Annotated in this window: 17 protein-coding genes; 7 read left to right on the forward strand and 10 right to left on the reverse strand. The window is 58.1% G+C overall.

Annotated elements, in window-relative coordinates; all coding sequences use genetic code 11:
• The first annotated feature begins 168 nt into the window (after window positions 1–168).
• Window positions 169–1275, forward strand: coding sequence for a saccharopine dehydrogenase family protein (locus ACR0AA_RS17825; protein ID WP_480665517.1), 1107 nt, complete (start codon window positions 169–171; stop codon window positions 1273–1275).
• A gap of 18 nt (window positions 1276–1293) precedes the next feature.
• Window positions 1294–2790: an L-piperidine-6-carboxylate dehydrogenase gene (gene amaB, locus ACR0AA_RS17830; protein ID WP_480665532.1), complete on the forward strand. Its 1497-nt coding sequence runs from the start codon at window positions 1294–1296 to the stop codon at window positions 2788–2790.
• Window positions 2791–2824: 34 nt separating this feature from the next.
• Here amaB and ACR0AA_RS17835 read toward each other — a convergent pair whose 3' ends face one another.
• Complete coding sequence (locus ACR0AA_RS17835; protein ID WP_480665516.1) at window positions 2825–4402, reverse strand: DUF5928 domain-containing protein; 1578 nt, start codon at window positions 4400–4402, stop codon at window positions 2825–2827.
• 143 nt (window positions 4403–4545) lie between these two features.
• On the opposite strand from ACR0AA_RS17835, the gene ACR0AA_RS17840 reads away from it, so the two are divergent.
• Window positions 4546–5364, forward strand: a complete 819-nt coding sequence (locus ACR0AA_RS17840) for a sulfotransferase family protein (RefSeq protein WP_480756523.1) — start codon at window positions 4546–4548, stop codon at window positions 5362–5364.
• Between the two features lie 8 nt (window positions 5365–5372).
• Here the strand turns inward: ACR0AA_RS17840 and ACR0AA_RS17845 are convergent, their stop codons facing one another.
• Both ACR0AA_RS17845 and ilvD read right to left on the reverse strand, forming a co-directional pair.
• Window positions 5373–5822, reverse strand: coding sequence for an NUDIX hydrolase (locus tag ACR0AA_RS17845; RefSeq protein ID WP_480756525.1), 450 nt, complete (start codon window positions 5820–5822; stop codon window positions 5373–5375).
• Window positions 5823–5936: 114 nt separating this feature from the next.
• Window positions 5937–7769: a dihydroxy-acid dehydratase gene (ilvD, locus tag ACR0AA_RS17850; protein ID WP_480756527.1), complete on the reverse strand. Its 1833-nt coding sequence runs from the start codon at window positions 7767–7769 to the stop codon at window positions 5937–5939.
• A gap of 106 nt (window positions 7770–7875) precedes the next feature.
• On the opposite strand from ilvD, the gene ACR0AA_RS17855 reads away from it, so the two are divergent.
• A complete protein-coding gene (locus ACR0AA_RS17855; protein ID WP_480756529.1) occupies window positions 7876–8439 on the forward strand; it encodes a helix-turn-helix domain-containing protein in 564 nt (187 codons plus the stop codon).
• Window positions 8440–8542: 103 nt separating this feature from the next.
• Here ACR0AA_RS17855 and ACR0AA_RS17860 read toward each other — a convergent pair whose 3' ends face one another.
• A complete protein-coding gene (locus ACR0AA_RS17860) occupies window positions 8543–9649 on the reverse strand; it encodes a peptidoglycan-binding protein LysM (protein ID WP_480756532.1) in 1107 nt (368 codons plus the stop codon).
• An 818-nt stretch (window positions 9650–10467) separates the two neighbouring features.
• Here ACR0AA_RS17860 and sseA point away from each other — a divergent pair.
• Together sseA and ACR0AA_RS17870 are read left to right on the forward strand one after the other, a co-directional pair.
• Window positions 10468–11322 carry a 3-mercaptopyruvate sulfurtransferase gene (gene sseA / locus ACR0AA_RS17865; RefSeq protein ID WP_480665510.1) on the forward strand — a complete coding sequence of 285 codons (855 nt, stop codon included), beginning with the start codon at window positions 10468–10470 and terminating at the stop codon, window positions 11320–11322.
• Complete coding sequence (locus ACR0AA_RS17870) at window positions 11322–12506, forward strand: amino acid aminotransferase (protein ID WP_480756535.1); 1185 nt, start codon at window positions 11322–11324, stop codon at window positions 12504–12506. Before sseA ends, ACR0AA_RS17870 begins: the two co-directional genes overlap by 1 nt.
• Window positions 12507–12582: 76 nt before the next feature.
• On the opposite strand, the gene ACR0AA_RS17875 is transcribed toward ACR0AA_RS17870, so the two are convergent.
• The 3 genes from ACR0AA_RS17875 to ACR0AA_RS17885 form a co-directional block, all read right to left on the reverse strand.
• Window positions 12583–12888 carry a hypothetical protein gene (locus tag ACR0AA_RS17875; protein WP_480665508.1) on the reverse strand — a complete coding sequence of 102 codons (306 nt, stop codon included), beginning with the start codon at window positions 12886–12888 and terminating at the stop codon, window positions 12583–12585.
• 169 nt (window positions 12889–13057) lie between these two features.
• Window positions 13058–14383 (reverse strand): ammonium transporter, encoded by a 1326-nt coding sequence (locus ACR0AA_RS17880; protein WP_480665507.1) that lies wholly within the window; start codon window positions 14381–14383, stop codon window positions 13058–13060.
• A 33-nt stretch (window positions 14384–14416) separates the two neighbouring features.
• On the reverse strand, window positions 14417–14755 hold the full coding sequence (locus ACR0AA_RS17885) for a P-II family nitrogen regulator (RefSeq protein ID WP_170336579.1): 339 nt from the start codon (window positions 14753–14755) through the stop codon (window positions 14417–14419).
• A 259-nt stretch (window positions 14756–15014) separates the two neighbouring features.
• On the opposite strand from ACR0AA_RS17885, the gene ACR0AA_RS17890 reads away from it, so the two are divergent.
• Window positions 15015–17204: a transglycosylase domain-containing protein gene (locus ACR0AA_RS17890; RefSeq protein WP_480665506.1), complete on the forward strand. Its 2190-nt coding sequence runs from the start codon at window positions 15015–15017 to the stop codon at window positions 17202–17204.
• Window positions 17205–17262: 58 nt separating this feature from the next.
• Here ACR0AA_RS17890 and leuB read toward each other — a convergent pair whose 3' ends face one another.
• The 3 genes from leuB to ACR0AA_RS17905 all read right to left on the reverse strand — a co-directional run bounded on the left by leuB (window position 17263) and on the right by ACR0AA_RS17905 (window position 20396).
• Window positions 17263–18366, reverse strand: coding sequence for a 3-isopropylmalate dehydrogenase (gene leuB / locus ACR0AA_RS17895; RefSeq protein ID WP_480665505.1), 1104 nt, complete (start codon window positions 18364–18366; stop codon window positions 17263–17265).
• 174 nt (window positions 18367–18540) lie between these two features.
• Window positions 18541–19569, reverse strand: coding sequence for an endonuclease/exonuclease/phosphatase family protein (locus tag ACR0AA_RS17900; protein ID WP_480665504.1), 1029 nt, complete (start codon window positions 19567–19569; stop codon window positions 18541–18543).
• Window positions 19566–20396, reverse strand: a complete 831-nt coding sequence (locus tag ACR0AA_RS17905; RefSeq protein WP_480756539.1) for a hypothetical protein — start codon at window positions 20394–20396, stop codon at window positions 19566–19568. The genes ACR0AA_RS17900 and ACR0AA_RS17905 overlap by 4 nt, the downstream gene beginning before the upstream one ends.
• Window positions 20397–20431: the final 35 nt, after the last annotated feature.

Genomic DNA, 20431 nt, shown 5'->3' on the forward strand with positions numbered 1-20431 from the left:
TCGGGTATCCTATCGATTTGGCGAATGCGGCGTTTCGTGTGCAGGTTTGGCAAAATGTCGAAAACGCCGTTAAAATGACAAACTCACCCGCTGTTTCGTCAAGATTACCCCTGCATTTCGAACAGATGCGGCCTCATACTTTAATAAACCCGAAAGAGGAGGCGCGGTTTGAGCTGGAATATTTGTGTCATCGGAGCAGGCAAGATCGGTCAGATGATCGCCACCCTGCTGCAATCATCGTCCAACTATTCGGTCACAGTGGCCGACCGGGATTTGGCTGCGCTGTCAGCATTGAACCGGCAGGGAATCTCGACCCGGCAAATTGATGTTGATGACGATGCTCAACTGGCCGAAGGGTTGGCGGGATTTGACGCCGTTATCTCGGCGGCCCCGTTCTTTTTGACGCCAAACATCGCAAAGGCGGCCAAGACTGCAGGTGCCCATTACTTTGACCTGACCGAGGATGTTGCGGCCACCAACGCCGTACGTGAACTGGCGAAAGACAGTGATACGGCGTTCATGCCGCAATGCGGGCTGGCTCCGGGCTTTGTCGGTATCGCGGGCGCTTCGCTGGCGGCAGAGTTCGATGAACTGGACAGTCTGCATATGCGGGTGGGCGCGCTGCCGCTCTATCCGACCAATGCGTTGAAATACAACCTGACGTGGTCAACGGATGGCTTGATCAATGAGTACTGCAATCCCTGCGACGCCATCGTAAATGGCAAGCGCGTCAAGACCGCGCCGTTGGAAGATTACGAAGTGCTGGGTCATGACGGTGTGGAGTATGAATGCTTCAATACCTCGGGCGGGCTGGGCACGCTGCCTGAAACGCTGGATGGCAAAGCGCGGGCGGTGTCCTACCGCTCGATCCGCTATCCCGGCCATTGCGACATCCTGAAACTGTTGCTCAAGGATCTAGGGCTGGAACGCCGCCGCGACCTGCTGAAGGACATTTTTGAAACCGCGCTGCCGCGCACGGATCAGGATGTGGTTCTGGTCTATTGCACGGCCAAAGGCATGATCGACGGAACGCTGCGCGAGAAATCCCTGATCAACAAAAGCTTTGCCCGCACCATCAACGGACAGGTCTGGAGCGCCATTCAGGTCACCACCGCTGCAGGCGTTCTGGGCGTTGTCGATCTGATGCGGACAAGTGCCCTGCCCACGAAAGGGTTTGTCCGGCAAGAGCAGGTGAAGCTTGCCGATTTCCTCAACACTGAATTTGGCCGGCTCTATCGCGCCGGTGACGTAACCGAACAGAACAAGGCGGCGTGAGATATGAAAGACATCGTGATGAATGCGCAAACCACACTCGCAAATCTGGACCTGACAGAGGCGGAACTGACGGGCGGAACGCTCAAGGTGACCTCTCCGATTGACGGCAGTCTGTTGGCAGAAGTGCCTGAGACGCCGGTGTCCGAGATGGGCGCGATCTTTGCCAACGCAAAGGCAGCGTTCAAAGCATGGCGCGTTGTCCCCGCCCCGCGTCGGGGTGAATTGATCCGCCTGTTGGGTGAGGAACTGCGCGCGGCAAAAGACGATCTGGGTGCGCTGGTCAGCTGGGAGGCGGGCAAGATCACCTCGGAAGGCCTTGGCGAAGTGCAGGAGATGATCGACATCTGCGATTTCGCCGTTGGACTTTCACGCCAGCTGTACGGTCTGACCATTGCATCGGAACGTCCCGGCCACAGGATGATGGAAACCTGGCACCCCGCAGGCCCGGTCGGCGTGATCTCGGCCTTTAACTTCCCCGTCGCTGTCTGGTCGTGGAACGCAGCGCTGGCGCTGGTCTGCGGTGATCCGGTGATCTGGAAACCGTCCGAAAAAACCCCGTTGACCGCGATGGCCTGCCAGAAGATTTTTGAACGCGCGCTGGCCCGGTTCGGCGATGCGCCCGAAGGTCTGCTGCAGACGCTGATCGGTGGTGCCGCGCTGGGCGAAGCGCTGGTTGCCAGCGAAGACGTTCCGGTGATTTCGGCTACCGGGTCCACCCGCATGGGCCGTGCGGTGGCACCCATCGTGGCACAACGCTTCGGCAAGTGCATTCTGGAGCTGGGCGGCAACAACGCGATGATCGTCGGACCCTCGGCCGATCTGGAAATGGCAGTGCGCGCGATCGTGTTCTCGGCCGTTGGGACGGCCGGTCAGCGTTGTACCACGCTGCGCCGCCTGATCGTGCACAATTCGATCCGCGAGGAACTGGTGAGCCGTCTGAAAAAAGCCTATGCCGGTCTGCCCATCGGCAACCCGCTGGCCGAGGGTACTCTGATCGGCCCGTTGGTGGATGAGGCATCGGGCGCGGCAATGACCGCTGCTTTGGAGGCCGCGAAGGCCGAGGGCGGCACCGTGTTCGGAGGCAATCGCGTGACTGAAAACGTGCCTGCCGGCGTCTATATGGAACCGGCCATCGTCGAGATGCCCGGCCAGACGGATGTCGTGAAGACCGAGACCTTTGCTCCGATCCTTTACGTCATGGGCTACGACGATTTCGACGATGCCCTTGAGCTGCAAAACGACGTGCCGCAGGGTCTGTCTTCCTGCGTGTTCACCCTGAACATGCGCGAGGCAGAACAGTTCCTGACCGCGGCCGGATCGGACTGCGGGATCGCCAACGTTAATATCGGGCCTTCAGGTGCCGAGATCGGTGGCGCATTCGGTGGCGAAAAGGAAACTGGCGGCGGTCGCGAAAGCGGATCGGACGCGTGGAAGGCCTATATGCGCCGCCAGACGAATACGGTGAACTATTCTGCTGAACTGCCTCTGGCGCAGGGCGTCAAGTTTGACATCTGAGCCAATGATCCGGCGCTGCTGACGCGCCGCCGGATCAGTCCGAAAACAGGTAATCAAGGCGCATGACTGCTTGCGCCTTGTCCTGTGACACCCCAAGAAACTCGACAATTGCCGCTTCATTTTCTGCCCGCGAGTTGGTTTCCCGGATACGCAGGTATCCGTCGAATTCCGCTTCGCGGATCAGTTCGGATTCATGGAGCAGAGAGTTGCGCAACGCCGGGACAAGACGGGCCACGGTCTCTCTTGGGCTGCTGTCACCAGCCAACCCCACGCGACGGGCGTGACCGATCAGGTAGTCGTCGGAGTATTCGCATTCGATTTCCAGAACATGGGTGCGGGCCCGCACCGAGCAGAAATCCTGAATAATATCGAGGCTGGAAGGGTCGACGCAGAAAACCAGCTTGTCAGATTCGAAGCTTTCAAACAGCATGCGCACCACTGCGCGCCTGTGACGCGAGCGCTTGGCTAGGGACGTTTCGATGCCGCCCAGATCAGGCAGGACGGTGTTCTCTTCATTGAACAGGTATTCGACGCAAGGGATGTCTGTTTCCGAGACAATCTGGTCGACCAGACGCTTGGCGACATGCCATTTTTTGCACACGAGCAGATACACGTCACGCTCTGCACCCAGAGAATTGCTTGCTTCCCAGAAACGCTGGGTGTGACGTCGCCCGACACGGCCGCGCCCGGTCAAAAATCCATATAGGTTGCGCCCTTCGTTTGAGATATGAAACGTGCCGTCCTCGCTTGCGTACATCTGGCCCAGACGATCCTTCAACTCATGCGCTTCGGGGCTGATCTTGCGCGCAAACAGATAGTCCTGCGCGAGCAGCATGTCGTAGTGATCATTGTAGAAGGTCACCGGCATGCCATAATCCGAGAACATCAGAAAAGTGGGCGTTCGGTTTTCAATCTCGTTCTTCGGGATCAGGTGACGGACCAGCGTCTGAAAAAAGGTTTCGTCCGGAATCCAGGTGGTCGAGAAGAAACGGGTCACATCAGGGCGCTGCTGCAGGAAGTCCAGGATCATTTCAATGGTCCTGCGGCGCAAAAGCCACCATTGGCTGCCGATCATGACCTGAATATCGGACGGGATGTCACGCGTCAGACCGAACCGTTTCTGCAAGTTGTACGAGGTGTAAAACAGTCTGCTTTGGGTGCGTTCGTTGAAATAATGCCGATAGACCAGCCGGTCCTCGACCATTCCGGTCTTGATCCAGTTGCTTTCCAGGAAATCGTGGCTCTCGACAAAGTCCTTGTCGGTCTCTTCCAGAAAGCGATGGATGTATTCCGCCGATTTGATCGGCATGCAATCCCCTGACACCATGTAGAAATGGGTGGCGCGGGGAAACGCATCTACGGCTGCTATCACAGCGTAAAGTGTGGCCTGAACCAGCGACCACTCACCCCAACCACATTTGATACGTTTAGTTGCAAAGGTAACGTTTGGATTGTCTTTCAGAGCCTCGCGAATCCGCGCAAATGCAACCATGCTGGCGCGCGCGTCAAAGTGGATCGCCATGCAATCCCCGGCGGCGGTCAGTTGTTCGGCCTGCGCAATAATCGCGTCGGGGTCCTTATGACACAGCAATATGTAGGCAATCCTTGCCATTTCAGCCCATTGTTTTCCGTTTCCGCCTGTATCCACCCGTGATACTGAGGATGAACGATTGAATAAACAGAATATTTTTGGTTTTTTGGTTTCAAATGCTGGCGCGTCATTTTGAGACCAGATCGGCAAAGGAGGCACAGCATATGGGTTTTCCCGGAACATGGATGACCGAAAGCGAAAGCATGGTTTACCGTGTTGTGCCGAAATGTGCCTGCTCGACCATTGGTCAGATTATGTTTTATTCGGATCATGGACAGTTCTTTGACGGTGATATTCACGACGCGAAGGACGGCATGCACAAATGGGCGTTCGGATCGAGTCAGGCATCGATTTCGGGCAATGTTCGGGATCACAAGTCGCTGGCCTTTACTTGTGTGCGCAATCCATACACCCGGATCCTCAGCTCGTTCTTCGACAAGATCTGCGGCATTCAGCGCAACGGCAAGCGGTATCGGGGCAATCTGGTGCCCACGCTCATCTACAACTATGGGATCGAGGTTGGAGGCGATGACGGCAAGGGTGAATTCGATCAGATCGCCAGCTTCCGTCGGTTTCTGCTGTTTGCCCGCGATACGATCCGGTGGCGGCGCCCGATGGATCCGGATATTCACTGGTCAGCCATGTCAGGGCACGTTTCGACCTTTATCGTGAATGGCGGGCGGTACGATCAGATTTTCTGGACCGAGAAGTTTAACGACGGAATGCAGGGCGTACTGGATCAGCTGCAAACGCCTCATGCCGTGAACCTGTCCGAAATCCCGCGCTTCAACGAATCCGAAGGCCACGGCCCAAAACGAGCGCATCCGGTCGAGGACTATTTTGACGACCTGTCGATGCACCTCGTCTACGAAATCTACAAACAGGATTTCGAGTTGTTCAAATACGACTTTGAAAACCCGGGCAACAAGATGCCGATCGGAGAGATCGATCTGGAAGAGGTTCACGCCAAGCTGGGCGATTGAACTGACGGTCAGCGGTTGAGCAGACGCTCTTTCAAGCCCGTTGGGTAGAGTTCCGGACCGCCGACATCCAGCGTTTCGAGATCGAACCATCGAGCTGTGCAACGCATCCCATTATCCTCGGCGAATAAGATTGGATCGTCAGGGCGGGCCAAAAGCTCGGCGCTTGACACCTCTGCCACAAAGATGACCTCATGGCCTTGGTGTCCTTCGTGATGATAAATGTTTTCGATCACAAACGGTTGGCCACTGATTTCAACCGTCACATCAAGCTCTTCCTTGAACTCACGTTTCAGTGCTTCGTGCCATGTTTCGCCGAATTCAATTGATCCACCTAAAGGGCGCACACCCTTGATGCGACCGCTGTCATCCGGAACTTCTGCTGCGAGGAGCCTGTCCTCACGCCAATGCAAGCCGATAGCTTTGACGCGGATACCGTTATGCGGGCGCCAGAATGTCATTCTTCTCACCGATTAAGCTGTGGATTTCATTGAATGCAAAAAAAAAGACCCCGCTAATCCAATTAGCGAGGCCTTTGAAGCTATTGCAGTTTTGGTTGTTTGAAAACCACCTCGTCACACTTGACGTACCGCACCTTTCGCGGCGCTGGTCGTCAGTTTGGCATAGGCCTTGAGCGCCGTGGACACCTTGCGCTTGCGTGGCGCGACGGGCGCCCAGCCCTTTTCGTCCTGCTCTTCACGACGGGCGGCCAGTTCTTCGTCTGACACGGCCAGATGGATCGTACGGTTTGGAATGTCGATCTCGATCTTGTCGCCCTGCTTCACCAGTCCGATTTCACCACCTTCTGCCGCTTCTGGCGAAACGTGGCCAATCGACAGGCCCGATGTGCCGCCCGAGAACCGGCCGTCGGTCAAAAGCGCGCAGGCTTTGCCCAGACCTTTGGACTTCAGATAGGATGTCGGATACAGCATTTCCTGCATCCCCGGACCACCACGCGGGCCTTCATAGCGGATCACCACCACGTCGCCTTCTTTGACCTTGCCGGTCAGGATATCGTTGACCGCCTGATCCTGGCTTTCGCAAACATAGGCCGACCCGGTAAACGTCAGGCTGTTGGGATCAACGCCTGCGGTTTTCACGATGCAGCCGTCGCGCGCGATGTTGCCGAACAGAACCGCCAGACCGCCATCCTGACTGAAGGCGTGTTCCTTGGACCGGATCACGCCGCCTTCTCGGTCGGTGTCGAGGTCCTTATAGCGGTTCGACTGGCTGAATGCCTGTGTCGTGCGCACGCCACCGGGGGCCGCCTTGAACAGTTCCTGCGCCGCCGGGTTATTTGCAATCTTGATGTCCCAGTTGGCGATCGCCTCGCCCATCGTGGCCGAGTGAACGGTGCTGCAATGTTCGTGCAGCAGTCCGGCGCGGCTAAGCTCGCCAAGGATTGAGAAGATGCCACCAGCGCGGTGCACGTCTTCCATGTGAACATTCTCGGTGTTGGGTGCGACCTTGCACAGGCACGGCACCTTGCGGCTGAGGCGATCCATGTCGGACATGGTGAAATGCACCTCGCCCTCATGCGCGATGGCCAGCAGGTGCAGAACGGTGTTGGTCGATCCGCCCATGGCGATATCAAGGCTCATGGCGTTTTCAAACGCGTCGAAGGTGGCGATTTCGCGCGGCAGGAAGCCTTTTTCGTCCAAGTCATAATGCCGCTTGGTGATTTCGACGATCCGGCGCCCGGCCTCAAGGAACAGGTTCTTGCGGTCGGCATGTGTCGCCAAAGTCGAGCCGTTGCCCGGCAGCGCCAGGCCCAGAGCCTCGGCCAGACAGTTCATCGAGTTCGCAGTGAACATGCCCGAGCATGACCCACAGGTCGGGCAGGCGTTTTCCTCGATGTGCTGGACCTGCTCATCGGTAAAGTCTTCGTTGGCTGCCGCAACCATTGCATCCACGAGGTCGATCTTCTTGACGTCCAGATCCGCGATGTCGATCTTGCCGGCTTCCATCGGGCCGCCAGAGACGAAGATCGCAGGGATGTTCAGGCGCATGGCGGCCATCAGCATGCCGGGAGTGATCTTATCGCAGTTCGAAATACACACCATCGCATCAGCGCAGTGCGCATTAACCATGTATTCAACCGAATCCGCGATGACCTCACGCGAGGGCAGCGAATACAGCATCCCGTCGTGGCCCATGGCGATACCGTCATCCACGGCGATGGTGTTGAACTCTTTTGCAACACCGCCTGCGGCCTCAACTTCGCGCGCGACCATCTGGCCCAGATCCTTCAGGTGCACGTGACCCGGCACGAACTGAGTGAACGAGTTGACGATGGCAATAATTGGCTTGCCGAAATCGTCATCCTGCATACCGGTGGCGCGCCACAGGCCGCGGGCACCGGCCATGTTGCGGCCATGGGTTGAAGTTCTGGATCGGTACATTGGCATGATGCTGTTTCCCTTTTGCCCCGGTTGCGATATGCGGGATGCGTACGTTATAGCGCACGTACCACATGTGCGCTATAACGCACAAGAGGATTCGAGAGACGACGAGATGGCACCGGATGAAATTACGTTGAAACTACGCGATGTGCGGGCGGCCTCGGGGCTGAGCCTGTCCAAAGTGGCCGAGATGACCGGGGTCAGCAAAGCCATGCTGGGCCAGATCGAGCGTGGCGAATCCAGCCCGACCATCGCGACGCTGTGGAAAATCGCCAAGGGGTTCCAGCTGCCGCTGAGCGCCCTGATCGGACCCGGAGCTTTGCGCGATACGACCAGTAATGGTGTCTTTCGCACTGTGACCTTTCCCGGCAGTATTGAGGTCAAGATCGTCTTTCCCTTTGATCCCGCTTTGGCGGCCGAGACGTTTCACGTCGACCTTGCACCGAACCAAAGCCACGAGTCCCCGGCCCATGCTGTCGGCGTCACCGAGGAAGTCTTTGTGCTGAATGGCTCGCTGGAGATTTTGCGCGACGGAGATTGGGTTCCGTTGCAGGCGGGGCAGGGATTGCGCTTTGCGGCAGACCTGCCGCACGGCTATCGCGCCGGGGCGGAAGGCGCGGCATTTCTGAATATGCATCACTATGCACAACCTGCGGATGCGGTGCCGGCTAGCTGATTTCAGGTGAGTTTGGCGGGGCGCAGGCAGCTAAACTGAACGTGGCTCCGTGCCGAGGCTATGCACAGCGCCCGGACAGCGCTGTGCATGAAGTTTGGGGCTATTAGTTCGATGCAGCCAGGTTCTGGGCGCTGTACTCGGCCAGCGAACTGGAAACGATATCGTACCACTCACCCGACTTGCGCATCTCGTTCAAGCCATTGTTGAGCATCGAGATGTACTGCAGCCCGTACGGGTTGGATTTATGCGCCAGCAGGCGGATCGTGGACAGGTGTGTGAAGTTCTCGTTCTGAACAACTTCGTTTTCCATACCAAGTGTCGCGATCGCCCCGTTGGCTTGCTGAATGGCCATGCCTGTTGCGTCGGCCGTTCCATTCATGACCGCTTCGATGCACTCTTCCGGAGTACGGGGACGGACAAGCGTGATTTTCGGCTCTACCATGCCCGCTTCTTCGAGGTCGTTGGTGAAGAACCCTTCCATGCGGCAGAAGACGGCGCCTTCCAGTTCTTCGATTGAGGTCGCGCTGGCGTATTTGCTGTCAGGCAGGGTGAAGTACCCAACGACAGATTCATACAATGGTTGGGATGCGTAAAATCCATTGCAGCGATAAAGGCTGTCTTCGCCCATCGCATCCGGGTTTTTTGCGCAGTCGGGAACGACCCAGGCAACGGCGATGTCATAGGCCCCGGCGGGCAGCAGCGTATACAGGTGCGAGTTGAAGTCGTTCACCCAGCCCTGATTGAATTCGCGTTTGTTACCAGCGCGATGAAGGGCCGTTGTCGTTAGTCGCATCAGGAAACCGCCACCCGAAAGACCTTCGTCCGTGTAGGGCGCCCAATCGTTGCCGGCCAGCAAACGGATCGGCGGTTCATAGACGTTCCGGGCTTGAACTTTCGAGGCTTTTTCTTCTTCACGTTCGACGACCTCATTAAACTGCGTTGTTGCTGTCAGACGACCGTCTGCACACGGCAGATTCAGAACGGTGCCGGGAGTCAGATTGTTCGGGTTTCCGGCAACGGCATTCCGGTTTGCGTTGAAAATGATCTGATAATCCCGGGAGCCATAAGCAGTTTCTGAAATGGTTGCGAGCGTATCCCCCACTTTTACGGTATACGTTTCGCATGCGACCTGTGCCGAGGCACTCATTGGCGAGATTAAGGCGGCCAGGCCCAGGGCCATGAGGCCAAACTTAATTCCTGCGTTATTCATTTCGTTCTCCTGTTGGGTGAGTATTTCTTTGGTCGCAATAGGGCCCTGGGATGTTTTTGTTCTATCGCCCTGTTGCGGTCGCGCATTGTCCTTGCGGTTCTGGCTTGCTGGGAATGCTGCGACACACCATTTCCGATTTGGATGGGGAATCGAGAAACGCGTATTTCCTATCTAACAAAATCTCTCGTATTCCCTGCGCAGAGTGGCGTAGTTGCGATGGTAAAATCCGCAGCCCTCACGCAGGCAGTTTTGCAGATTCTCCAAGGCCGAGTGACGTAAGGAAAACCGGCTATTTTTGGGCAAAAAAGGCGCATTTTTACGCTCAACCTATAGTGGAGCCGCTGACCTGTTGCTTAGGTTTGGCCGCAAAACGGGCTGTGGACGGAGTCACCCGGCCATGGAATGATCGAAGGTGATCACTTTTGACAACGAAATCAGGTTTGTATTCCAAACCACCCACTGGGCCAAACAGATCTGGCCTCTCAGGCAGATTCTAGTTGTCAGGCAATTTTGCGAGGTTCACCGGAGTGTGGGACTGTGTTTAAGAATCGAAATACGAATAAAATAGCGCAAATTTCATCGTCTGAACTAATTCCGGACTGCGCTTTCCCAAGCGTTGCGCGGATTGAGGTCGATCTGTTCCCTGTTTGGCAAGCCCCCGTGGTGATCCTGAACGGCTTGCGCCTTCGCGCCCAAGGCGGGAATTTTCTGTTTTTCCGGTCAAGACGCGTCCGTTTGCGGTACAACATCTTATCCAGCCTTGAACCCTAAAGCGCGCGCGTATAGGGAAAAACCAAGCGCGTTTAGGGGAGGCTTTGATGCAGGACGATCCGAAAACCCTCGTTTCTACCGAATGGCTTGCCGCCCATCTCAAGGACCCGGATCTGCGGGTGCTGGACGGGTCGTGGTATTTGCCGCAGCAGGGACGTAACGCAAAGGCCGAATATGACACGGCCCACATCCCCGGAGCGCGGTTCTTTGACATCGACGAGATTTCCGATCACCGCTCGGATCTGCCGCATATGGCGCCGCCGGTAGAAAAGTTCATGTCGCGCCTGCGGGCAATGGGCGTGGGCGATGGCCATCAGGTCGTGGTCTATGACGGCGCCGGGCTGATGTCAGCGGCGCGGGTCTGGTGGTTGTTCCGCCTGATGGGGCAGGAAAACATCGCCGTTCTGGACGGCGGTCTGCCCAAGTGGCAGGCTGAAGGGCGCGAGATCGAGGATCTTCCGCCCGTGATCCGCGACCGCCACATGACCGTGCGGGTTCAGAATCACCTGGTCCGCGATGTCACGCAGGTTTCTGCTGCTGCCAAGCTGGCAGATCACGAGATCATTGACGCGCGCGCGGCCGACCGCTTTGCCGGAACCGGGACCGAACCGCGAGAAGGCCTGCGTTCGGGTCACATTCCGGGCTCGCGCAACGTGCCATTTGGAAACCTTTTGAACAAGAACGGCACGATGAAATCGCCCGACGATTGCCGTGCCGTATTTGAGGCCGCCGGTGTGGACCTGTCCAAGCCAGCCATTACTTCGTGCGGATCGGGCGTGACGGCTGCGATCCTCAGCCTTGCGCTTGAACGCATGGGCAAGAAAGACCACTCGCTTTATGACGGCTCCTGGGCTGAATGGGGTGCCTTCCCGACCCTGCCCGTCGCAACCGGAGAGAACTGATGTTCGAAAACCTCAAACCGCAGCCCGCCGACAAGATCCTGGCGCTGATGCAGGCGTACCGCGAAGACCCGCGCGATCAGAAAATCGATCTGGGTGTTGGCGTCTACAAGAATGCCGAGGGCGTGACCCCGGTGATGCGTGCGGTGAAAGCGGCCGAGAAGCGTATTCTCGAAGAGCAGGAATCCAAGGCCTATACCGGCCTGGCGGGCGATCCTGCCTATGCCGACGCGATGATTGGCCTGATCCTGGGCACATCTGTGCCGCGCGGAAACATCGCTGCCGTGGCAACGCCCGGCGGAACCGGTGCTTGCCGTCAGGCGTTCGAGATGATCCGCATGGCCAACCCTTCGGCCCGCGTTTTCGTGTCGAACCCAACCTGGCCCAACCACCTGTCGATCCTGAACTACCTGGGTATGGAGACGGTCCAGTATCGTTACTTTGACGGTGAAACCCGTGGCGTCGATTTTGATGGCATGATCGAGGACCTGAAGACCGCCAAAGCGGGCGATGTGGTTCTGCTGCATGGCTGCTGCCACAACCCGACCGGGGCCAACCTGAACATGGTGCAGTGGCAGGAGGTCGTGAATCTTATCAACGAGCGCGGCCTCGTGGCAATGATCGACATCGCCTATCAGGGCTTCGGCGACGGACTCGAGGAAGACGCGCAGGCAACCCGTCTGGTGGCCTCGTCGGTCAAGCGCTGCTTGATTGCAGCGTCGTGCTCGAAGAATTTTGGCGTTTACCGCGAGCGTACCGGCCTGCTGATGGCGATCAGCGACGATGCGGAACAGACGGCTCTGAACCAGGCGACTTTGGCGTTCTTAAACCGCCAGAACTATTCCTTCCCGCCCGATCACGGTGCCCGCGTTGTGACCACGATCCTGAACGACGACGCCCTGCGCGCCGATTGGAAGGCTGAACTGGAAGAGATCCGCCTGTCCATGCTGGGTCTGCGTCAGCAACTGGCCGACGAGCTGCAACGCCTCAGCGGGTCTGACCGTTTCGGCTTTATCGCCCAGCACCGTGGCATGTTCTCGCGTCTGGGGGCGGCCCCTGACCTGGTCGAGCAGCTGCGCGCCGATCACGGCATCTACATGGTCGGCGACAGCCGTTTGAACATTGCCGGGCTGAATGCAAACACCGTGCCGATTCTGGCCAAGGCGATTGTCGATGTAGGTGTCTGAGTACTATTGGCAAAATGACAGATAGCCGCGCTACCCAGCGCGGCTCTTTTTTCTGAAGTGTGAACGACAGGTTCAATCAGGTTATTTGTGATCTCTGGGTCCAAAGCTCTTTGTCGCCGAGGATTGCGTTCACCACGTCTTCGGCTTGCTTGCGGGAGCTCTTTCTTTCTCCCAAACCCATATGCACCGCTTCAATTTGAACAAGATAGTCGACAACTTTTCGGCGCTCTTCTCCCCTGTGCAGCATTCCCGCGGCCTTTTGCAGATATGTGTCGTATTCGTCAGCGAACGGCGCGCATTCCTCGTCCTGCCAGTTGTCTTCAGGCCCCAGCAGTCCAATGGGGTCCCATAGCTTCCAGCCGATGTCGCGAAGGCGGGACATCCGTAACCGCGGTGTGCCTGTTGATTTTGTCATATAAATGCGAGGAGTCTTGGAATTCACTGGTTTTGAAGATCAGAACCTAAACAGACGACTTTTTCCACAGGATGTATTATCAGAAAAGAAAAAGCCGGGCGCGAACGCCCGGCCTCTCGAGTGGTTTACTCCGGTTTTATCCCTTGGAGAACTCAGGATACGCTTCCATACCCAGCTCGCCCATATCCAGGCCGTTGATCTCTTCTTCCTCGCCAACCCGCAGGCCAACCGTTGCCTTCAGGATCGAGAAGAGGATGAAGCTGACCACGAAGACAAAGATACCGATCGCTGCGAAGCCGATGATCTGCGTCACGAAGGACGCGTCCCCGTTGGTCCATGCCACGATGAAAGTACCCCAGAAGCCTGCGATCAGGTGAACCGGGATGGCACCGACGACGTCGTCGATCTTCATGCGGTCCAACATCGGAACGGTCAGGACGACGATCACGCCACCCACGGCACCGATGATCAGCGCCTGGAACAGCGACGGGGCCAGCGGCTCGGCGGTGATTGACACCAGACCGGCCAGCGCGCCGTTCAGAACCATGGTGAGGTCGACCTTGCCATACATCAGCTGTGTCAGGATCAGCGCGGCAACGGCACCCGCTGCGGCGGCCATGTTGGTGTTCGCGAAGATGCGGCTGATGTCGGCCATGTCACCAATGGTGCCCATCGCAAGCTGCGAGCCGCCGTTAAAGCCGAACCAGCCCAGCCACAGGATAAACGTACCCAGGGTTGCCAGCGCCAGATTCGAGCCGGGGATCGGAACAACCTTGCCCTCTTTGTTGTACTTGCCGATACGCGGGCCCAGAACTATGGCACCTGCCAGCGCTGCGAAACCACCAGCGGCGTGCACCAGGGTTGAGCCTGCGAAGTCGCTGAAGCCCATTTCGGACAACCAGCCGCCGCCCCACTGCCAGGACGCTTCGATCGGGTAGATGATGCCGGTCAGGACGATTACGAAGATGAAGAAGGGCCACAGTTTGATCCGCTCGGCCACAGTGCCCGAAACGATCGACGCGGTGGTCGCACAGAACATTAACTGAAAGAAGAAATCCGAGCCTACCGAAGCGTAGGACAGATCGGTCTCGACGCCGTCGAGACCAACGGGTTCCAGAGATGTTGGCGAGAATGCGCCAAGAACGCCTGTGATGGTCCAGCCATCGCCCGGATACATCAGGTTGAAACCGACCAGCCAGTACATGATGGCGGCAAACGAAAACAGGCCCATGTTCTTGATCAGCTGCATGGCCACGTTCTTGGAGCGTACCAGACCGGCCTCGAGCATGGCAAAGCCCGCGGCCATCCAGAACACCAGGAAGCCGCCGACCAGAAACAGCAGCGAGGTCAGGATGTATTGCGTGTGCTGCGCAGTTTCACCAGCGGCGGCCTCTTGCGCAAGGCCCATCTGCGGCAGCGCGACAAGCGCGGCGGCAGGGATGAGAGATTTCATCAGGTTCATGTGACTTCCTCGAATGGTTGTGAGTGGCGGCACTTAGAGCGCCTCTTCGTTCGTTTCCCCGGTCCGTACGCGCAGGGCCTGCTCGACATCGAGGACGAAAATCTTGCCGTCACCGATCTTGCCGGTCTTGGCGGTTTTGGTGATGGTTTCGACGATCTGGTCGGCCATCGTGGCGGGCACCACGATTTCCAGCTTGATCTTGGGTACAAAGTTCACGGCGTATTCGGCGCCGCGATAGATTTCCGTGTGACCGGATTGCGAGCCGAAGCCCTTGATTTCGGTCACCATCATGCCGCGCACGCCCGCGTCGGTCAGTGCCTCACGCACCTCCTCCAGCTTGAACGGCTTGATTGTCGCAATGATCAGTTTCACGTCTTTCCCCTCTGCTTCCCCGGTCTGCCCGGTTTGTTTGCACCTGCAGAAAAAGAGCGCGCCTGACCGTGTTAAGGAACGGCATGGGGGACAGGACGCAGGGGAAAACAGAGCTTAGGTGCACAATTTTTGCACAAAAAAACACTTCTGCCTAAAAAGCGGGCGGAGTATGGAGGGTGTTTAGGGGAAAATCATACCTCTACTTCATGTCTGTGGCAGGGTATGGTGCGTCAAAATGATAACCGGGCAGAGTTTGAGCATGACTGAGTCCAGGCGCCGCAAGACACCGCTTGTTGCGGACAAAAGATACCCTTCGAAGGGGCGCAAACCCACGGCAACAAAGCGTGCCGCAAAGCCCGCTGGCAAAAAGGCGACGGCTCGAAAAACGGCAACGCGCAAATCTACGCGAAAGAAAACACGCAAAACCTCTGGTGGTGGCAGTGGCGGTGGTTTCTTCCGCCGCCTTTTCCGTTGGGTCTGGCGGGTGATCTGGGGTGTGACCTGGCGCATGGGCGCAGTGGCCGCTTTGTTGCTGGCGCTGGCTGTGGGCGTTGTCTATTCCAGCCTGCCCGATGTCGACGCTCTGTTGGATGGGCGCGCGCGCGGATCGGTGACTCTGCTGGATCGCGATGGCAAGGTCTTTGCCTGGCGCGGTGACCAGTTTGGCGGCGTCATCACGGCGGATACCGTCTCGCGCCATCTGAAGAACGCGGTCGTCGCGACAGAGGACAAGCGGTTCTACCGGCATTTCGGCGTCAGTCCGCGCGGCGTCGCAAGCGCGGTGCGCATCAACCTGAGCGAAGGGCGTGGTCCATTGTCGGGCCATGGCGGTTCGACCATCACACAGCAGACGGCCAAACTGTTGTGTCTGGGCGTGCCTTACATACCCGGCGAATGGGACTCCGAGGCCGCGTATGAAGCGGATTGCCGTCAGGGCTCCTTGTGGCGCAAGGCCAAGGAAGCGGTCTATGCGATGGCGATGGAGGTGAAATACTCCAAGGATGAAATCCTGACCATCTATCTGAACCGGGCGTTCCTGGGTGCCGGTGCGCGCGGGTTCGAAGCGGCCAGCCAACGCTATTTCGGTATCTCGGCAGCCGAGGTAAGCCCGTCACAGGCCGCCATGCTGGCCGGTCTGCTGGTGGCCCCCACACGGTATGCCCCAACGAATAACCTCAAACGGTCTCAGGATCGGGCGCAACTGGTGATCGGGCTGATGGAGGCGCAGGGCTATCTGACAGCCTCGCAGGCCAGCAGTGCGCGCAGTAAACCGGCGCAACTGTCCGAGGCCGCAGCTGCGCGGGCAGGAGGCTATTTTGCCGATTGGGTCATCACCGAGCTGCCCAGTTTCTTTGGCTCGGATACAACGGATGATGTGGTGATCAAGACTACACTTGATCAACGCCTGCAGAAATCGGCGGAAGAGGCCCTGCAGTACATCTTTCAAGAAAAGGTGCGTGAAGGATCCAAGGCGCAGGCCGCCATCGTCGTGATGTCTGCGGACGGCGCTGTTCGCGCGATGGTCGGCGGGCGCAAGACGCGGGTGTCTGGCGCGTTCAACCGGGCGACGCAGGCTTTGCGGCAGACCGGGTCCTCCTTCAAGCCGTTTGTCTACGCGACGGCGCTGGAACTGGGCTATTCGCCGCTGGATATTGTTGTGGATGAGCCCACATGCTGGGACATACCCGGCTCGGGCCAGTGGTGCCCCAAGAACTATACCAACAAGTACTATGGTCGGGTCACATTGGCGGATGCGCTGAAAAACTCGCTGAACATTCCGGCCGTCAAAGTGGCCGAAATCGCCGGTTTGGATAATGTCCGCACAGTTGCCAGCGAATTCGGCATTGAAAGTGATCTGGCCGAGGGTCCGGCGTTAGCGCTGGGCGCGTCGGAAAGCACGCTGATCGAGATGACGGGTGCTTATGCCGGTATCCTGAACGGAGGGTCGGCCGTTGAACCCTATGGTTTGTCCGAGCTGAAACTGCTGGGCGACGAAACACCAATGATGGTTACCACAAGCGGTATCGGCGAGCGGGTCATCAACGATAACGCGGCCAAGCAGCTGACCTGGATGATGGAACGTGTGGTGTCTCAAGGAACCGGTGGGCGCGCGCAACTGCCCGGATGGCAGGTGGCGGGTAAGACCGGAACCACTCAGGCTGCCCGGGACGCCTGGTTCATTGGATTTACGGCGGATTACGTGACGGGTGTCTGGATGGGGTATGACGACAATACCCCGCTGTCCGGCGTGACCGGAGGCGGGTTGCCGGCTGAAATCTGGAAAGAAACCATGCTGCGCGTGACCGAGGGTATGACGCCCACCCCATTGCCGATGATGGCACCTGAACCCCCGGTACGAACGGCGCAGCCGCAGCAACAACGGCGCAAGAAACAAACCGGGTTGGACCGGGCTATAAACAACCTGTTGAACAATATCTTCGGGAACTGAACAGGCGAAAAAAAGGCGGTGCACTGTGCACCGCCTTTTCAATTGAATGGGGATTTAGTCAGAGGCTTTCGTCGAGGGCCGCCAGAATCGCATCGCCCATCTCCGAGGTCGAGACCGGCTGGACTCCTTCATCAGCCAGCAGATCGCCGGTGCGGACACCATCGGCCAGAACCTTTTCGATCGCGGCTTCCAGACGATCTGCTTCCTCGCCTTGATCAAAGCTATAGCGCAGCGCCATCGCAAAGCTGAGAATGCAGGCGATCGGGTTGGCCTTGCCCTGACCCGAAATGTCCGGGGCCGACCCGTGGACCGGCTCGTACATCGCCTTGGGACGGCCATTGGCCATCGGAGCGCCCAGCGAGGCCGAAGGCAGCATACCCAGCGAACCGGTCAGCATCGCGGCACAGTCGGACAGGATGTCGCCAAACAGGTTGTCGGTCAGGATGACGTCAAACTGCTTGGGTGCGCGCACCAGCTGCATGGCGCCGTTATCGGCATACATATGGCTCAGCTCGACCTCGGGGTATTCCTTGGCAACACGGTCAACGACCTCGCGCCACAGAATGCCCGATTCCATCACGTTGGCTTTCTCCATCGAGCACAGCTTTTTGTTCCGGCGCATTGCCAGCTCAAAGGCCGAGCGCGCGGCGCGTTCAATTTCGGACTCGGTATAGCGCTGGGTGTTGATGCCGACGCGTTCGTTACCTTCTTCGAAGATGCCGCGCGGCTCGCCGAAATAGACGCCCGAGGTCAGCTCGCGCACGATCATGATGTCGAGACCGGCAACGATGTCTTTTTTCAGCGATGAGAAATCGGCCAGCGCGTCAAAGCACTGCGCCGGGCGCAGATTGGAATACAGGTCCATTTCCTTGCGCAGGCGCAGCAGGCCACGCTCGGGCTTGAGGCTGAAATCCAGATCGTCGTATTTCGGGCCGCCAACGGCACCCAGAAGAACCGCATCGACCTCTTGCGCCTTGGCCATGGTTTCGTCCGACAAGGGCTTGCCGTGCGCGTCGTAGGCCGCACCCCCGACCAGATCCTCGCTCACGTCGAATTCCAGGCCACGTTTTGCACCGAACCAGTCGATGACTCTGCGCACTTCGGCCATGACTTCGGGGCCAATTCCGTCTCCGGGCAGGATGAGGAGCGAGGGGTTGGACATGAAGGATCTCCTTGCGTTTTACAGCACAGGCCCTAGCGCCTGCGCGGCATCGGGTCAATGAGACGAATCCGACTGTTTGCTGGGAAATTTCAGTTTATGTCTCAGAAGCTCTGTTCCGGCGCTGAAAATTGCGCAAGCCTGGATTCTAGGGCCATTTTACAGCGTGTCGAAGCGCTAGTTCCCTGCCAGATCAACCCACACAAGTCGGTGGCGGCTGGCGGATTCGGCGGTTTCGCGCTCTTTCGTGCCTGCGGCGGGCCAGTACACCCCGGCTTCGACCACTGTCCAATGCGTGGAGGGCAGCACGTAATCTACCCGCATCGGACCGACGCTTTTCCAAACTACTGTCGTCAGCTTGCCATTGGGGTCTGCGGGCTTCGGGTCCTGCAGGCGTTGATCGGCTAACAATTCCAGGATTGCCTCCTTGCGCCCATCACCGCGCGTCGGGTCCAGATTAGCGTCCCCGGCGATTACGAAGGGGCCTTTGCGTCCGGGCCCAAGTTTGCCATCCAGCACAGCGGACCACAGGCGAAGCTCGTCTTTGTTTCTGAGGCCATTGCGGTCCTCTGGCCCGTCAAACACCGGCGGCGCGGCGTGAAAGGTCATCAGATCGAGCGGCCCGACCGGAGTGTCGATAGGTAAAACCCAATGCGCCACAGAAGACAAACGCTGAATGCTTTGCGCCTGTTCAGACGGGTAGGGGCCTGCGTCGGTTACGGGTAGTTCTGCGCCGGGTAACTCCCGCCATAGCACCGTCGAGAAGTCCTGCGCCTCTTGCATGGCGATGGGATAGCGCGACAACACAGCCAGGCCGTTCTGCCCGGTGAAACGGCCCCAGCCTTGTGCGTCGCCCGGGCCGTGGGTGCGGCCGTCTCCATCCAGATCCAACTCGGTTTCCAAGCCCGAGTTCGGCTGGTTCGCAAATTGGTATGGGTAGTCGACACCATTTTCCCGCAGCCGGTCGGCCAGTGCCGAAAGGGTTAGGCCATCCAAATCCCAGTCGATGCCTTGCAGGGCGATAATATCGGGGTGCGCAGCCACCACAACATCAACGACCGCCATCACCTGAGCGTCTTCGCGGCGAATGTCGCGGAGCAACAAGCCCGGCCCGTCGCGGCTGAGTTCTGTGTTGTAGGTGGCAACGCGCACCGTCTCTGCTTGCGCCAATACGGGCAACAGCAGCAGGACAAGGATGCGGATCATGCGGTCTGTGTGTTCTCGGCTGTGGAATAGGCCCGCCGTTTTTCGACGATCAGGTTCGCAATCCGCAGGGTCGCGATACCGCGCATGATCATGCTGGCAGGAAGGAAGGCCCATGCGCTCAGGGTCCAGATCAGGGTCTGAGGATTGCTTAGCGAAATCGGGTCCGCGTAATCGGTCAGCAACTTGATCAGGGCCGGAATCAGGAACGGCAGCAGAATTCCGATTGAGATGTTCAGGCGTCCGTCACGCTGCAGGCGCGTTACCACATCTCCACCCTTGGTCGGGTCAAACAGCGGCAGATTGGTCCAGACATTGAAGGCGCCATTCCCCGTGGGCCAGCCCCGCACTTTCACCGCATATACAAAGCTGCCTATGGTAACCAGCGCGGCGACGTAAGCGACACTGGCGGAAATGCGAACGAGTTCGATCAAAGGCGCGCTTGCGTCGGCGGGCAGCATCAGGATGATCAGCCGAACGGGCGAATACGGGAAGTCGACCACATTGGCGACGCCCAGACCGACCGAATAGAAAGTTGCTGTCAGAGTCGTCGGCGCATATGCGTTTTTGCAGATCAGCGTCAGGAACGTGATCATCGACATCAGCCCCACAAAACGCAAACGGTTCACTGGGGGCGCGTCGCGAAATTCGATAAAGCTGGGAAAGGCAGAGTTGTATTCCGCAAACGTCAGGAAGAACGCGAGAATGGCGAGAAAGACGACGATCTCGGTCCCATTCGTAGACGTTACAGGCAGGTACAACGCGGGTGTCAGCACCATGAGTGCGACCAACAATCCCCGAATCGCCGCCCCTGTTGTGCGCGCAATCACTATCCAAACCCTTTCAAACCGGATTGACCGCTTCT

It is taken from the genome of Ruegeria sp. CE8 (assembly GCF_056537465.1).

Bases quoted from the DNA above. Each gene is read 5' to 3' on its own strand.
- ACR0AA_RS17900 (WP_480665504.1), bottom strand. From the start codon at position 19,569: ATGATCCGCATCCTTGTCCTGCTGCTGTTGCCCGTATTGGCGCAAGCA.
- ACR0AA_RS17880 (WP_480665507.1), bottom strand. From the start codon at position 14,383: ATGAACCTGATGAAATCTCTCATCCCTGCCGCCGCGCTTGTCGCGCTG.
- leuB (WP_480665505.1), bottom strand. From the start codon at position 18,366: ATGTCCAACCCCTCGCTCCTCATCCTGCCCGGAGACGGAATTGGCCCC.
- amaB (WP_480665532.1), top strand. From the start codon at position 1,294: ATGAATGCGCAAACCACACTCGCAAATCTGGACCTGACAGAGGCGGAA.
- ACR0AA_RS17890 (WP_480665506.1), top strand. From the start codon at position 15,015: ATGACTGAGTCCAGGCGCCGCAAGACACCGCTTGTTGCGGACAAAAGA.
- ACR0AA_RS17840 (WP_480756523.1), top strand. From the start codon at position 4,546: ATGGGTTTTCCCGGAACATGGATGACCGAAAGCGAAAGCATGGTTTAC.
- sseA (WP_480665510.1), top strand. From the start codon at position 10,468: ATGCAGGACGATCCGAAAACCCTCGTTTCTACCGAATGGCTTGCCGCC.
- ACR0AA_RS17875 (WP_480665508.1), bottom strand. From the start codon at position 12,888: ATGTCCCGCCTTCGCGACATCGGCTGGAAGCTATGGGACCCCATTGGA.
- ACR0AA_RS17860 (WP_480756532.1), bottom strand. From the start codon at position 9,649: ATGAATAACGCAGGAATTAAGTTTGGCCTCATGGCCCTGGGCCTGGCC.
- ACR0AA_RS17845 (WP_480756525.1), bottom strand. From the start codon at position 5,822: ATGACATTCTGGCGCCCGCATAACGGTATCCGCGTCAAAGCTATCGGC.
- ACR0AA_RS17835 (WP_480665516.1), bottom strand. From the start codon at position 4,402: ATGGCAAGGATTGCCTACATATTGCTGTGTCATAAGGACCCCGACGCG.
- ACR0AA_RS17870 (WP_480756535.1), top strand. From the start codon at position 11,322: ATGTTCGAAAACCTCAAACCGCAGCCCGCCGACAAGATCCTGGCGCTG.
- ilvD (WP_480756527.1), bottom strand. From the start codon at position 7,769: ATGCCAATGTACCGATCCAGAACTTCAACCCATGGCCGCAACATGGCC.
- ACR0AA_RS17855 (WP_480756529.1), top strand. From the start codon at position 7,876: ATGGCACCGGATGAAATTACGTTGAAACTACGCGATGTGCGGGCGGCC.